General features: G+C 65.6%; 16 protein-coding genes and 1 pseudogene. 6 read left to right on the forward strand and 11 right to left on the reverse strand.

Annotated features, from left to right (window positions below; translation table 11 throughout):
* Positions 1 to 12 precede the first annotated feature (12 nt).
* Positions 13 to 915: a DUF2470 domain-containing protein gene (locus tag B116_RS0108755; RefSeq protein ID WP_027659832.1), complete on the forward strand. Its 903-nt coding sequence runs from the start codon at positions 13 to 15 to the stop codon at positions 913 to 915.
* A gap of 68 nt (positions 916 to 983) precedes the next feature.
* Here the strand turns inward: B116_RS0108755 and B116_RS0108760 are convergent, their stop codons facing one another.
* Positions 984 to 1694, reverse strand: a complete 711-nt coding sequence (locus B116_RS0108760; protein WP_018724494.1) for a DUF2470 domain-containing protein — start codon at positions 1692 to 1694, stop codon at positions 984 to 986.
* A gap of 48 nt (positions 1695 to 1742) precedes the next feature.
* Here B116_RS0108760 and rpsD point away from each other — a divergent pair, with 48 nt between their 5' ends.
* The gene (gene rpsD / locus B116_RS0108765; RefSeq protein WP_018724495.1) at positions 1743 to 2351 is read left to right on the forward strand and encodes a 30S ribosomal protein S4; all 609 of its coding nucleotides are present in this window, start codon (positions 1743 to 1745) and stop codon (positions 2349 to 2351) included.
* Between the two features lie 230 nt (positions 2352 to 2581).
* Here rpsD and B116_RS0108770 read toward each other — a convergent pair whose 3' ends face one another.
* The 3 genes from B116_RS0108770 to B116_RS0108780 all read right to left on the reverse strand — a co-directional run bounded on the left by B116_RS0108770 (position 2582) and on the right by B116_RS0108780 (position 5394).
* A complete protein-coding gene (locus tag B116_RS0108770; RefSeq protein WP_223874535.1) occupies positions 2582 to 2782 on the reverse strand; it encodes a hypothetical protein in 201 nt (66 codons plus the stop codon).
* Positions 2783 to 2898: 116 nt separating this feature from the next.
* Positions 2899 to 3660 (reverse strand): hypothetical protein, encoded by a 762-nt coding sequence (locus tag B116_RS26400; RefSeq protein ID WP_027659834.1) that lies wholly within the window; start codon positions 3658 to 3660, stop codon positions 2899 to 2901.
* A 333-nt stretch (positions 3661 to 3993) separates the two neighbouring features.
* The gene (locus B116_RS0108780; RefSeq protein ID WP_027659835.1) at positions 3994 to 5394 is read right to left on the reverse strand and encodes an amidase; all 1401 of its coding nucleotides are present in this window, start codon (positions 5392 to 5394) and stop codon (positions 3994 to 3996) included.
* A gap of 229 nt (positions 5395 to 5623) precedes the next feature.
* Here B116_RS0108780 and gadC point away from each other — a divergent pair, with 229 nt between their 5' ends.
* Positions 5624 to 7171, forward strand: coding sequence for a putative glutamine/gamma-aminobutyrate antiporter GadC (gene gadC / locus B116_RS0108785; RefSeq protein ID WP_050591845.1), 1548 nt, complete (start codon positions 5624 to 5626; stop codon positions 7169 to 7171).
* A gap of 124 nt (positions 7172 to 7295) precedes the next feature.
* Here gadC and B116_RS0108790 read toward each other — a convergent pair whose 3' ends face one another.
* The gene (locus tag B116_RS0108790; protein ID WP_018724499.1) at positions 7296 to 7991 is read right to left on the reverse strand and encodes a pentapeptide repeat-containing protein; all 696 of its coding nucleotides are present in this window, start codon (positions 7989 to 7991) and stop codon (positions 7296 to 7298) included.
* 102 nt (positions 7992 to 8093) lie between these two features.
* On the opposite strand from B116_RS0108790, the gene B116_RS0108795 reads away from it, so the two are divergent.
* On the forward strand, positions 8094 to 8291 hold the full coding sequence (locus tag B116_RS0108795; protein WP_018724500.1) for a hypothetical protein: 198 nt from the start codon (positions 8094 to 8096) through the stop codon (positions 8289 to 8291).
* A gap of 36 nt (positions 8292 to 8327) precedes the next feature.
* Here the strand turns inward: B116_RS0108795 and B116_RS28185 are convergent, their stop codons facing one another.
* Both B116_RS28185 and B116_RS26410 read right to left on the reverse strand, forming a co-directional pair.
* Positions 8328 to 8666, reverse strand: a complete 339-nt coding sequence (locus B116_RS28185; RefSeq protein WP_027659837.1) for a hypothetical protein — start codon at positions 8664 to 8666, stop codon at positions 8328 to 8330.
* Positions 8663 to 8902 (reverse strand): hypothetical protein, encoded by a 240-nt coding sequence (locus tag B116_RS26410; RefSeq protein ID WP_082312760.1) that lies wholly within the window; start codon positions 8900 to 8902, stop codon positions 8663 to 8665. The genes B116_RS28185 and B116_RS26410 overlap by 4 nt, the downstream gene beginning before the upstream one ends.
* Before the next feature lie 242 nt (positions 8903 to 9144).
* On the opposite strand from B116_RS26410, the gene B116_RS0108805 reads away from it, so the two are divergent.
* Positions 9145 to 9954, forward strand: coding sequence for a helix-turn-helix domain-containing protein (locus tag B116_RS0108805; RefSeq protein ID WP_027659838.1), 810 nt, complete (start codon positions 9145 to 9147; stop codon positions 9952 to 9954).
* Positions 9951 to 10133 carry a DUF397 domain-containing protein gene (locus tag B116_RS0108810; RefSeq protein ID WP_026322036.1) on the forward strand — a complete coding sequence of 61 codons (183 nt, stop codon included), beginning with the start codon at positions 9951 to 9953 and terminating at the stop codon, positions 10131 to 10133. Before B116_RS0108805 ends, B116_RS0108810 begins: the two co-directional genes overlap by 4 nt.
* 138 nt (positions 10134 to 10271) lie before the next feature.
* Here the strand turns inward: B116_RS0108810 and B116_RS28190 are convergent, their stop codons facing one another.
* The 4 genes and pseudogenes from B116_RS28190 to B116_RS0108830 form a co-directional block, all read right to left on the reverse strand.
* Positions 10272 to 10775, reverse strand: coding sequence for a hypothetical protein (locus B116_RS28190; protein ID WP_027659839.1), 504 nt, complete (start codon positions 10773 to 10775; stop codon positions 10272 to 10274).
* 12 nt (positions 10776 to 10787) lie between these two features.
* Positions 10788 to 12415, reverse strand: a pseudogene (locus B116_RS24855) (alpha/beta hydrolase).
* The gene (locus B116_RS0108825; protein WP_027659840.1) at positions 12412 to 12726 is read right to left on the reverse strand and encodes a WXG100 family type VII secretion target; all 315 of its coding nucleotides are present in this window, start codon (positions 12724 to 12726) and stop codon (positions 12412 to 12414) included. Before B116_RS0108825 ends, B116_RS24855 begins: the two are co-directional and overlap by 4 nt.
* Positions 12727 to 12838: 112 nt before the next feature.
* Positions 12839 to 13609, reverse strand: coding sequence for a MerR family transcriptional regulator (locus B116_RS0108830; RefSeq protein ID WP_027659841.1), 771 nt, complete (start codon positions 13607 to 13609; stop codon positions 12839 to 12841).
* Between the last annotated feature and the right edge of the window lie 22 nt (positions 13610 to 13631).

The raw sequence follows: 13631 nt of genomic DNA on the forward strand, positions 1-13631 counted from the left end.
CGAGGGGACTACATGGCGTTCCATCCAGGCGACTGGTCAGCGAGTCTGACCGGTTCAGCGCTCGCCCGTGGGGCGATGTCGGAAACAGCGCTCGCGGGCACCCGCATTCTGCCAACCGACCACCACGCGGTGATCTCGCGCTCCGCCCTCTGCACCGCCACGTCCCTGCGGCTGCGGCTCGGCGACACCTCCGTTGACCTGATCCAGTCGCACGCCGTGCTGCCCGACGGCACGGTGATCCTGGCGGTCGACGCGATGAGTCCGACCGGCGGACTGCTGGTGGCGGCTCGGGGGCGACGCGGCGAAGTGCAGCTCGACGTAACCCAGCTCGTCCCGGTCGCCGTGCGCTCCCGGGTGCGGGCCAGAGTGCGGGTAACGGGTACCGCGCACCGATTCGACCCGGCGAACCTGGAGTCCTGCGACGCCGACACGGTGATGTCCCTGCTCGACCTGCCCCCCGTCGCGCTCTGGATGGTCGAACCGGTCGAGGTCGCGGTCACCAGCGGCGACGACGAAGCCCTGGTGGGCACCAGCACCTATCGGGCGACCTGTCCGGATCCGCTCGCCGCGGTCGAAGTCGCCCATCTTCAGCATCTGATCCGGCACCACCGGGACGCGGTGGACCAGCTCATTACCCTGGTCAACCCCGAGTTGACGGCAAAGGCGACGCGCGTCGTACCGGTTGCGGTCGACGCCGATGGCGTGGTGCTCCGCGCCGAGGCGCCAGACGGACACCTCGATGTCCGGCTGCCGTTCGCCCGCCGGGTCACCTCCAGCGCCGACCTCACTGCGGGGCTGCAGGGCCTGCTGGCCAAGGCCGCACCGCACCGGTCCAGTTGCTCGCCCCACGGCACGGCCGCCGCGACTGCCGCCTGCGACCTGCCAGCGGCGGAGTGTGGAATTCCCTCGGTCTGATCGTCAACTCAGCCCGGCCCGCCCTGATCGGAAAACTCAGCAGCTAGCGGGCGACAGGTCGCTACCGATCACCAGATTCGGGAGCGCCGGCCGCAGGCGGCACCCCGCTCAACCAGCGCGGACATGCGTTCACGGAGCTCGTCCGGGTGCCGCAACGCCGGGGTGAACCCGAGCCGTACGTCGCGGTGGCCGTTCACTCGCTCCAGCCGCAGCACCAGTCCGTGCCGGTCCAGGCGAAGCGGGACAACCCGCCGTACGCCGTACCGGTGTCGTGGTGCGACCAGACGGCAGAGCGATTCGACCGTACGCGGATGGTGACGGTCGAGGTGGCAGAGAAGCTCCGCCTCCTCGGCGGCGAGCGGGTCCGGTTCAGCGGCGGCGAAGTCTGCCGGATCCACCGTCGTGGTGACCCCGTCGACGCTGAGCTCGACGGTGGCGAGGTCGAACTCGACGGTCAGGTCCTCGTTGTCGTCGGTGTCGCCGGGACCGGCCGGGGTGAGCCAACCACTGAAGGTGCCGCGACCGCGGACGCGCTCCCGGACCGGCGTCGGCGCCACATCGGTGATCTCAACGATCGCCGCGACCTCGCGCTGGCGGGTGATGTCGGTGGCTAACCGACTGTTGACCGGGAGGTCCACCCGGATCCGGCCGCTCGAATCGAGCGTGTGCCGGTTGATCAGGTCGGCTCGGTGCCCGGGTGTCCGCAGCTCCAGCGAGGTGGCCGCGGCGACGATCGTCCGCAGCCGCTGCGCGGAAGCCTCGGGGTAGGTGTTGCTCAACCTGCCACCTCCTATTAGGTTAGGCTTACCTTACTAGAGAGGTGCAGAATGAACCAGTCCCGCCCCAAGGTCAAGCGCTCCCGCGCCCTCGGCATCCCCCTGACCCCGAAGTGCGTGCGCTACTTCGAGCGCCGCCCCTTCCCACCCGGTCAGCACGGCCGATCCCGCAAGAGCACCAGCGACTACAAGATCCGGCTCCTGGAGAAGCAGCGGCTTAAGGCCCAGTACCACGTCAACGAAGGGCAGCTACGGCAGGCCTTCACCCGGGCCGCCCGGCTGGAGAGCAAGACCGGCGAGGCCCTCATCGTGGATCTGGAGACCAGGTTGGACGCGCTGGTGCTGCGGTCCGGGCTGGCACGGACGATCTACCAGGCCCGACAGGCGGTCACCCACCGACACATCACAGTGAACGGACGTCGGGTCGACCGCCCTTCGGCCCGACTCCGCCCCGGTGACGTCATCGCCGTCGCCGCCGGCAGCCGCACCAAGACACCCTTCGTCGTCGCGGCGGCCGGGGCACACGCCGGGGAAAAGTCCGCGCCCTACCTGGAGGTCAACCTCACCGACCTGACCGTACGACTGCTCCGGCTACCACTGCGGTCCGAGGTGCCGGTCACCTGCCAAGAGCAACTCGTCGTCGAGTACTACTCACGCTGAGGAACTGGCACGACGACAGCGGATCACCGTCCGGGCGGCGCGATGCCGGGCGGCACGACGACGGCGGGTCACCCGCCCGAGCGAGCTGTGGTGGTGGACCCCCGCCGTGTCGCCCGCACAACCGCCGCCGGAATCCTGAATATCGTCTTCTCGTTTCCTCCTGGACCAGTTGCTGCTCGCTCGTGGCATGACCTTGGTTGAGCCCTCGCCGCTTCGACGTAGACCTCCCGTCAGCCCTCGTCGAGCGGATCACCGGACCGTGCCCGGTACCACTTGCGCAGGACGAACGAGCAGAAAAACAGGCCACCCGCGGCGAGCAGAAACCAGCCAGACCCGAGCCGTCCCACCGAATGAGGTGCATCGACAATCTCACTGACGAAGACGATCAGACCACTGACCGCGGCGATGCTGGCGAGAAAAGCGGGGAGCACGCCCCGAAGGTGATGAACACATCCAGCCAGCCATGCATCCCCGACCTCCCGAACAGCGATGGTACGCCGCTCGCGCATCGACGGCGACCCTCGTTCATAAGGCTCCTAGTCCAGGCCTACTTGAGAGCTCCCCAATTGGGACAACCGAAGGTCACTTCCCCGGGCATTCCCTTGTCTTCCATCCACATGCAGAGGCCCTCCACCGTGAACACGTCCACGGTGGCCACGGACCCCGGTCCAAAATGGGATTCTTTCGGCGCGGGCCAGAAGCTAATCACCTGCGTACCTGCAGCCCGGTCGGGACGGTCAGGTGGTGTCGGTCCCGCTGTGTGTTTGCCGTTGGCCAAAACGACATGATTCAGGTTTGAGAACATGACGACGTCACCCATGACAGGGCGGGACAGTAGGCCTCCCCGGTTGTAGGTGTGTGCTCGCATTTTCAGGCTTTGAACAAGTGTCGATGTAAAACCGCTTGGATTCTTTTCGTAGACACACTTCAGTGTATCTGAATTCACGATGTCCCTGTTCAGGATTGCTGCGACAATTACCGCCTCCCAACAGTTCATCGCGGCACTTCCGTCACGGAGATTCACATCGCGCTCGCCAGAGATGAGGTTGACGAAGCTGTTGTTCGTAGCAATTCCGATTTCGCGCACGGGTCCGGACGGAACCCACTGCATCCTCGCAGGTGAATCCACCAATTCTCGCTCGGCAGTATGGGCGACCCCCATTTGCAGTTTCGCCTGAGTGATGGCGTCACTGAATTCGGCGAAGTCACCGCGAAGGACGAGGATGCACGCTGTGAGGACGTGGTCTTGCCCGTTGCTTCGACACAGCTCCTTGTACTCGTCCGTCTTCTGGATCTCCGCCTTGGTCACATTCCTTTTGTCGAGATCAACGAGCCTCATTGTGCCCATCCCTCCCATGCGACATTGCCGAGAAACCCGGCAGTCCGAAACTGGCAGCATCGACAGTTTCATGGATCAACGCCAGCCTCTGGTCACCGTACGCCTGAGGGTCAATTTTTGGAAACTACTGCCACTGTAGAGAATTCGACAAAACTGAATGTATCAGATGGACTTCCAGCGCCTCTGGCGCGCTTCGGCGGTCCTCGCTGGCTCATGCGTCAGGGCCGACTCGTCCGCGACCGCGAGGCCCGAACCGACGACTCCGCCAGCATGATCACCAGCATCATGATCGGGATACGGTTACTACGGGCGCGGATTGATCGGTGCAAACGACGGGATGCGAGCTTCGATCGCTGCGGCCGCATCAAGGCAGAGATCTTCCCTGAAGCGTGGTCCAATGACCTGCACGGCGTGCGGGAGGCCGTCGGTTTCCCCGGTTGGGACCGCGACGGCAGGTAGTCCGAGCAGATTGACGGCCACGGCCAACCGCATCGTCGCGGGAAAGTCGGACAGCCAGACGGGATCGAGGTCACATCCAAGCACGAACGCCGGCTGCGTACGGATCGGGGCCAGCACCAGAGGCGTTCGACCAAACCAGTCACTCCATCGGCGGGCAATAGCTGCTCGTTCCATCATCGGATCGAATGCCGGCTCCCCCTGGGCCCGGTTCCAGAACGGTTCATACACGTGCCAGAAGCGGGCGAATTCGTCGGAGGCGACCGTCTCTACGGGTGGCTGCTCCCGTTGCACACGGCCATAGCGCGCCATGATCTGGGTATAGATCTCACCCGCTCGCTCCAGTGCAGGAGCGTCGCACTCCTCAATGACGTAGCCGGCGTCGGCGAGCAGGTCGGCTGCCCGTCGTAGCGCGTGCCGTACCGCTGGGTGAATGTCGATCCCCCCTGGTGCCGTGACCATGGACACTCGGATCGGCCGTGACACGGGCGGTCCGTTGAGCGGAACCGGCGCATGCCACGGATCGCCCCCATCGCTCGCACAGATATGCGAGAACGCCAGGCGAAGATCGTCGACATGGCGCGCGATGGGACCATGCACCCCCAGCAGTTGAAATGCGAATGGCGTCGGCCGACGACCATCGCTCTGCGCTACCCGGCCGAGCGAGGGTTTCAGGGCCGCCACGCCGCAGCACTGCGCTGGCCAGCGCAGTGAGCCCGCGCCGTCAGTGCCCAGCCCGAGCGGGGCCAGGCCCGTGGCGACCGCGACGGCATCGCCCCCGCTGGAGCCGCCCGGGGTGTGCTCGGCGGACCATGGGCTGCGGGTGGCACCATGCAGCCCGTTGGTGGTGTGCCACCGCATCCCGAACTCGGGCATGTTGGTCCTGGCGATCGGTATCGCCCCTGCCGCGCGAAGCTCGGCGATATGCGGTGCGTCCTGAGTGGCGACGGCATCGCGTAGCGCGGCGATACCCTGTGTCGTTGCGGAGCCGGCGACGTCGATGTTCTCTTTTACCGTCATGGGTATGCCGCACAGTGGCCCAGGCTCTTCGCCGCACCGCAACGCCTGGTCGACCGCGTCCGCAGCGGCCAGGGCCTGCTCGTCGAGTACGGCGGTGAGGGCGTTCACGACAGGATTGATCTCGTCAATCCGTTGCAGATGTGCCTGCACCACCTCGCGGCTGGAAACCTGACCCGTTCTGATCTGCTGCGCCAACTCTCTTACGCTCAGCATCCACAACTCCGACATATCACCTTGCCGCTCAGTCATGCGACGAACGTAGAGGCTCCGTCAGTGAATGAGCAGTCTTGTCTTTTCGCACCGCCTCAGCCGTCTCGTTCCGCACCGCCGCAGCGGCCAGCCCAGTAGGTGACACTGGCAGTACCACCTCGCGACCTGGCTCGGGATTCGCCCGCGCCGGATTACGGGTACCACGTAGGGTGAGCCGGACGGAGCTTGGCTACCGCCGGGGGTCGCGATGGCTTCCTCAGACGTGATGCCATCGGCCAAGAGCCCGGCCACGATCACGGTCGTCGGGCTGGCGATGCTCAACATCGTCGCGGTACTCAGCCTGGGCGCCCCGCCGACCGAGGCCGAGTATGGATTGAGCGCAGCTTTCTTCTATCTTTTTGCGGCAGTCTTCTTCCTCATTCCGGTCTCGCTGGTCGCCGCCGAACTCACCACCGCGTGGCCCGAGAAGGGCGGCGTGTTCAGGTGGGCCGGAGAGGCGTTCGGGGCCCGCTGGGGGTTCCTCGCCATTTTCCTGCTCATCGCGCAGGTGACGATCTGGTTCCCCCTGGTTCTCACGTTCGCCGCGATCTCGCTGGCATACACCGGTCCGCAGGCCCCGGTCGACGAGAAGCTCTCCGGCAACCAGCTCTACGTACTACTCTCCGTGCTTGCGGTCTACTGGCTCGCGACCGCCATCGCCGCCCGTGGGGTAGCCGCCTTCACCCGCATCGCAAAGTGGGGTGGAATTGTCGGAACGATCATCCCTGCTGCCGCCCTCATCACCCTCGGCTTCGCCTACCTGATCTCCGGTGGCACGCCGCAGATCCGACTGGACTGGGATGACGCGATTCCCGACCTGAGCAGCCTCAGCAATCTGGCGCTCGCCGCGAGCATTTTTCTTTTTTACTCCGGCATGGAAATGAACGCGGTCCACGTGCAAGACGTGAAAAACCCGGATCGGGGTTACCCGCTGGCGATACTGATCGCAGCACTGGGTACAGCAGTCATTCTCATCCTGGGAACACTCACGATCGCCTTCGTCGTACCAAGAAACGAGACTGGCAGCACTCAGTCCCTACTCATCACATATATCGACGTGTTCAATTGGTTTGGCCTGTCCTGGGCAACGCCGATTCTGGCATGCGCACTTGCGATCGGCGTCCTGGCCGGCATCGTCACCTGGGTGGCCGGCCCATCCACCGCCCTGCACGCGGTGGCGAAAGCAGGCTACCTTCCCCCCTTCTACCAGGCCGCCAACAAGAATGGGATGCCCCTCCGAATCATGCTGGTTCAGGCGTTCGCGGTCAGTGCCGTGGCGGTGGTGTTCGTCTTCATGCCGTCGGTGGAGGCGGCTTTCCAGATCCTCAGCCAACTCGCCGGGCTCCTCTATCTAGTCGTCTACCTGATCATGTTCGCCTCGGCGATCTACCTTCGCTACCGTCAACCCGACCGACCACGGCCATACCGAGTGCCGGGCGGACTCGTCGGCATATGGATCATCGGCGGAGCCGGCTTCGTCGCCTCGGCACTTGCCCTCGCCTCCAGCCTCGTGCCGCCAAGCCAGATCGGTATCGGCAGCCCCGCCCTCTACCTCGGCCTCCTCGTCGGGCTGGCTGCCCTGATCATCACAGCTCCACTTCTGCTGTTCGCGCGTCGCGAGCCGCACTGGCGCGACCCGGGCAGCGAGGTCGCACTGTTCGCCGCCGAGGCCCGGGGCGACCGCTCCGGCGACACTCCTACGCCGAGGCACCGACGCGCCGAAGCTGACGCGGAAGCCGATGCCGCCGACGAGTGAGCAAGAGGACCGACACGGGTGCTACGTCCTCACCGCCGGGCACTGCTTCAAAGAGTCGGATAGCTGGTACGGAGACCCCCAGCAGTACAGTCGTCATCGGGACCGCACTGCCGGCAGCCCGCTGTCAGCTCTCCACGCGGATGCCGGCCGCCTGGGCGAGGCCGTACGAGAGGCTGATCAGATCCTCGTGGTCCACCACCGCGCCCCGCCAACTGGAGAAGTCGCCGACACCGGCCAGGGTGCAGCCCCGAAACCGGGTGCCCTCCATCGACGCGTGATGAAACACCGCCCCGGTCAGGTCGCAGCTCCGAAACGTCGCACCCCGCAGGTCCGCGTTGGTGAAGTCGGCGCCCTGAAGGTTGCAGTCCTCGAACCGCACCGCGTCGAATGTCGTCATCCGCCACGCCGACAGGTCCACGCGACACCCCACCAGGGTGACATCCCGCAGTACGCCGTCCGCCAATGTCACGCCAGTCATCCTGCACTGCTCCAGCCGCACCCGAGCCAGCTCTCCGCCGTCGGCGCGCAGGTTGGCCCAGCTGGAATCCGTCACCAGGCAGTCGGTCAACACCACCTGATCCAGCCGGCACTCGGAGAGGTCTGCGCCACGGAAGCGGCACTGCCGGAAGGTCACCGTGGCGGCATCCTGGCCGGCCAACCGCACCCGGTAGAGGGCCTGGTGTTCCAGCGTCGACTCCGGCTCCAGGGCCGTCGCCTCGCAGAGGCTGACCTCGGCCGGCGGGACCGGGCTACGGGGTTCTCGCTGTTTGCGTGAGCCGGTGGCACGTCGCAGTGAAGAGGATCGGGCAGGCACACCCACACCCTAGGACCTGGCTCTGACCGTACGGTCGACGTGTCGCGCACCGACGCGGGGCGCTGGCGGGACTAAACTCGGCGCTCGAACAAACGTGCCAACCCGGGGGTGCAGGTGTCGAACAATCCCGTAAACCTGAACTGGGTCTTCCGGCCCGATCGCGCCGACCAGGACCGGATCGCCGAACATGCCGGTAAGCCGATTCACGCCGTGCAGCGGCGCGCCGACGATGGGAGCCGCGTGGAGGTTGTCCTCGTCGACGGCGCCCGGGTGCAGGCGTACCGACATGAGGTCGTGCTCGGCTAACCGACGATTAGGGCTCGCGGTCTGGCACCGCGGGCCTCACCCCGGCGCCGTTCCGGCCGACCGCCGGAATGGTCCCCAGGCGACGAATCGGTCGAATAGTTCGCGGGGGTTTGGTCCGTCGTGGGGGTTGAGGTGGTAGAGGTCGTGCATGGCTTCGTAGAGGAGTCCGGCGAGGTAGATGGACAGGCTTGACTGTCGGGTTTCGTATTCGGCTTTGAGGAGGAGGCGGGCTTCGGCGCAGGGCCAGGGGTGGCCGCAGGCGCGGCAGGTCCAGGTGGGTCGTAGGGGTGTGTGGGGTGGTCGGTTTCCTGCTCGGTGGCGGGGGTGTTGGGGGTGGGGGCCGAGTCGTGGTTGGGGGAGGTGGTGGGAGTTCACCAGTGGCCTCCGTTGGCGCGCCATTGTTGGGCGGGGGTGAGCCAGCCGACCCGTCCGGGTCGGGGGTCGGCGAGGGTGGGTTGAGTCATCCAGGCCGGCAGGTTGACCGGCAGGTTCGCTGGGCGGTTCGCTGGCCGGTTTGGTGATGGTGCTGGGGGGCGGTACGGGGCGTTCGATCGGTGCGCCCCGGCCGGCGGCTTGTTCCTCCGGTGCCGGCTGAACCAACGGATCTTCACGACTACCTCCTTGTGTTCTTGGACAGGTCCCCACCCGCTCTTGCCGAATGCGGGCGGGGCCCTGGGCAGGACCCATCCCCGCTACGCTCGGCGAAGAACAGGTCCGCATGAGTGACAGTCTCGATAGGACCGGCCTGGTTTCGATACCTGCTCACGCTGATCGAGCAGATCTTGGGCCTGATTGGGCAGCGTTGGGCGGTCGTGAGGAGACGCGCGAAAAACCGAGCAGAGAGTGGGCAGCGATGGGCAGTGTCATGGACTACGTGCTGATGGAGCTTCGCTTACTACGGCAAACCCTGGGCCTCAGCCAGGAGGATTTCGGGCGCAGCATCGGCTACTCGGCGTCGCACGTGAGCGCCGTCGAGACCGGCGGGCGTCCACTCACGCCGGACTACGCGGTCGCGGTCGACCGGGCCCACGACCCCACGTTCCGGGAGGGCCAGGACGGCCGAGTCGGCCGGATGCTCCGAGAACTCGCCAAGGCCGACCCGGACTGGTTGCGCGAGTGGATCGAGTGCGAGCAGGAGGCGACACTACTCCGCTGGTACGAGCCGGCTTTCGTACCCGGACTGCTTCAGACCGAGGCGTATGCACGCGCAATGTTCACCACGGACATCCTCCAACCTGTTGATGTTGAGCAGCGCGTCCAATCCCGGCTCGCACGGCAGGCGATCCTCACTCGCGACTCCGCTGCACCACTGGTGGCAGTCATTGACGAAATGGTGCTCCGCCGGCCAGTGGTCGGCCAGCCGGGCGTGATGGCCGAGCAGGTCGCCCACCTGGTGAAGATGGGGGAGCTACCGCATGTGCAGATCCTCGTGGTGCCCGAGGAAGCCGGAATCTACCCTGGATTGCAGGGCGGCTTCATCCTGGCCACTCTCGGTGACGGCTCGATGGTGACCCACCTGGACCACCAGGTGCGCGCGCAGGTGGTGGACGGAGCCGATGACCTTGCTACCCTCCAGCGAACGTGGGAGGCGATCCGGAGTGTGACCCTCCCCCGCAGGCAGTCCCTCGACCTGATCAAAAAGGCGGCGCAGACATGGACATGACTGGTGCCCGGTGGCACAAATCAACGCGGTCCGGCACCAACGGTGGGTCGTGCGTCGAGGTGGCCGACAACCTGCCCAGCGTCGTGCTCGTGCGCGACACCAAGGACCGGGACGGCGGCACCCTCCAGTTCAACCCGACGGTGTGGCAGAACTTCGTCGACTTCGCCAAGCGACACTGACTAGCACCAAGGAAGGCCCGGCTCCCCACGGAGACCGGGTCTTCCTACTGGCCCCGAACGGGTGGACCCGCTGCTCGGCACAGCCGTCACCCACCGGCGACCACGATGCGGCCGCACCTGCCCACTGCCTCGCAGCTACTACTGCGGGTCTGGCGTCCCGAACTCCCACACACAGGGCGAACTAGCACCAAGATAGGCTTGGTAATGCTCACCTCGATCATAAATTCGGACAAAAACCTGGTAGCCGTTCTCATCTTGAACGAAGTAGCGGTGCCGATTTCTGGAATTATCGTCTACGACAACCTGGTAGCCCTTTCGCTCCCAGAACTCAGAAAGGATAGGTAAGACGTCAGTCGCCGACCACATACCAGAGACGGACGGAATAACCTCGGTGTTCCGCTCCGATAGCACCGGCCCGCCGGAATGATCACACGGCGCACCATCCACACTCAGGCGTCTATCGATAGTAGCGTCGGAAGGTAGCTGGGTGATCGCCTCCTCCAGAAGCTCGTCAACTCGTTCAGCCGCTTGCGCGAGCGTTTCCGTGGATTGCAACTCCCCACCCTTCCCCAAGCAGCCAGATATCGCCAATGCGATCCCGACAGCCGTGGCCAGCACGGCACCTACACGCCGACACGCCATGTCAGTTCACCCTTATCCAGCTTGACCGGTGACGATCATCGCGATGTTCTCACGCGCGCTGTTTTTGGCCTCCCAATAGGCGGAATGTGCGCCAGTCATATCAAAGAAGCTACCCTGGTCACTGGCGAAGACCCGCGCCCCGAAGTCGGCTTCACTAGGGTCCTTGCCGTGCGTGGAACCCCAGTCCGGCACCAAACCAATAACGTCATGCTTCGCCGTGGTCGCCCAGACCTGATCGGCGTGCACTCCAGTCAACTCGGAGACATGATCAACGCCAACGCCAGGCGAACCAACGAACACCACAGCATCGGCATCGAAATCGGAACCCCGAGCAGCGTGACCGATAACCGTAGAACCATAACTATGACCGAGCACCGTGTTGCGCGACGGGCTCTCCCCATCGTGAGTGGCCCTCAGCCCACTCTGGAACCTGTCGAGGATCGGACCACCGTCCTCGGCATAGGATTCGCGACCAGCAGCAGGAATCGAGTCCGGTGCGTCGTAGCCATACCAGTAGACCACCGAGGTTATCTCGCCCCCCGCCTCTAGGGCGGCGTCCTCGGCCATCTCGTCGGCCCGGTTCAGCCCGCCACCGGCACTGGACAGTTGCTCGCCGGTGCCAGGCACATAAGTGAGCACGTTATCGGCAGTATCCGGATTGCCGACCGAAACGATCGCCCGGCCGTCCCCATCAGTGGAAAACCCGATCAGGTAGGCGTCCGGCTGGCCCGCATCGTTCAACCGGGCGGTAATCGCGTCGATTCCCCGCAGCTTTCTGGCCAGCTCAGCCTCCTTGGCAGGAGAGCCCAGATAGTCGATATACTGAGGGTCCCAGGGTTCCCCCCGCTCGAACCTATCTTTCATGAATTCACGCTTAGCCTCAAACTCGCTCAACTGCTGCTGGATCAGACTGCGTTCGCGATCCAGCACCGCACGATTGGCCACATCCGATCAGAGATCGGAATGCCGTCCAGCTGCCCGACCAGGTCCGGGAACCCCCGCAACACCTGCTCCTGCTGCAACGGAGTCAACGACTCCCACCACGCATGTACCTCGGCCGGACTCCGCCCCGCCTGCGCCTCCAACACCGCACGAGAAACCCCACCAAGCCGGCCCGACCCGAAACCCACCCGCGGCGACGGCATATTAACCGCGATGGCATTAGCAGTCGCATCATCCTGCGCCCGCGCATACCCCACCACCGTCGGCAAATACTGCAGCACCGACTCGGTAGCCCGACTGGAACGATCCAAGCCACCAGCCATATCCGCCGACGGCGGCGGAGCAGTCGCCCCAGTCACCAGGTCCACCTGATAACCAGCCAGCCGCGCCGAAGCGACAATCTCCTCCGCCTGCCGACGCAACCCCACCATCGCGTACGCATGCTGCTCCAACACATCCGCGACCCGCCTCGCCGGGTTGTACGCGTTACTCACCTCGGCCCGTAACGCCTCGCCCTTGCCCACCGCAGCCGCGGAAGCCCGACCGTCCGGCCAGACATGAACAAGATCCCGACTCCCCCGAATCAGCTGCTCAGCGGCATCGTCAATCCCCTGCGCCAGCCGACCCCACACCCGCGCCGACTCATGCCACGGATCCGGCCGAAACTCGAGCACATCCCGCAACGTCAGATCACTCACCGCGGTAGCACCCCCATCCGCCGCAACCCGTCAGCATTCGCCTCATCCACGGCCCGATACTCCCGCGCCGAAGCGCTCAAGTCCGCACCGAAGCCATCCAACTCCCTCACCAGCCGACGCAGCTCCGCCAACCACGCCCGCTCCGCTCCCTGCACCGCAACCACCGCAGCCGAACCCGGCGGCGACGACGGCGCCAACCCAGCACCAGCCACCCGCACCGACTCCCGCAACATCGCCGCAGTCGCCTCCACCTGCGCCCCCACACTCCCCAGGGCGTCCACATCAACCGCGAATCCCGGATGCATCAGCACCTCCCCCTCGTGCGACCCCGCACAATACCGGAGGTCCACCACCTTGGATGTAACAGCACACGTCGTGATCGATCATCCAGAGTGACCATGAGTGCAAGGGTTTGGCCCCGACTCAAGGCATGCGCTTCTCCACCCGGCTCCATCCGGTCCAGCCACGTTCGGTGAGCAACTCGGCCAGCCGGGTGACGACGGGGTGGGCGGCAAAGGAGTACGAATCCAGCAACCGGTAGAACGCCTGGTCGGGAATGAACTCGTCCTGCTGGTCCAGCACTCCGTTCGCCGCCGCCTCGTCGTACTGGTCGCTCAGCAGGTCGGCGATTTCGCACAGTAGATCGTCGTTTTCCGGTTCCACTGTGAGTCGGCTGAGGAGCTGGTAGAGCCGACGGACCCGCGGGTCGGCGAGTTGGGCTACCTTGTCGGCGATGATCGCCGTGATCGTCTCCGGGAAGCGTGCCGCCAGCAGGATCCACGCGTCGCGCTCCGCCTCGACGAGTATCGGCGGTGCGCCGATGCCACGGAGGCGTTCCAGGTAGTCGGCCACCTCCTCGGGGACCGCCAGTGACTCGACGGAGCCCAGCTGCGCGACCCGCCGCCGGTGCTCCTGGAGGGTGCGGATCCGCGCCCGCAGCTCCCGGTCGACCTCGATCCTCGCGGCGGCGAACGTCTCGGGGTCGGCATCGAGCAGCTCCCGGACCCGGGCCAGCGGGACGCCGGCCTCGGCGAGGGTCCGGATCCGGATCAGGCGCAGCACCGCGGCGGCGTCATAGCTCCGGTAGCCGGAGGCGTCGCGTTCCGGCTCCGGCAGGAGCCCGATCTGGTGGTAGTGCCGCACGGCGCGGATGGAAACCCCGGCGTAGGAGGCCAGCCGCCCGATCGTCAGCATGGCTACCTCCCCGCCGGGACCC

The organism is Salinispora fenicalii (assembly GCF_000514815.1).
Lineage (GTDB): Bacteria > Actinomycetota > Actinomycetes > Mycobacteriales > Micromonosporaceae > Micromonospora > Micromonospora fenicalii.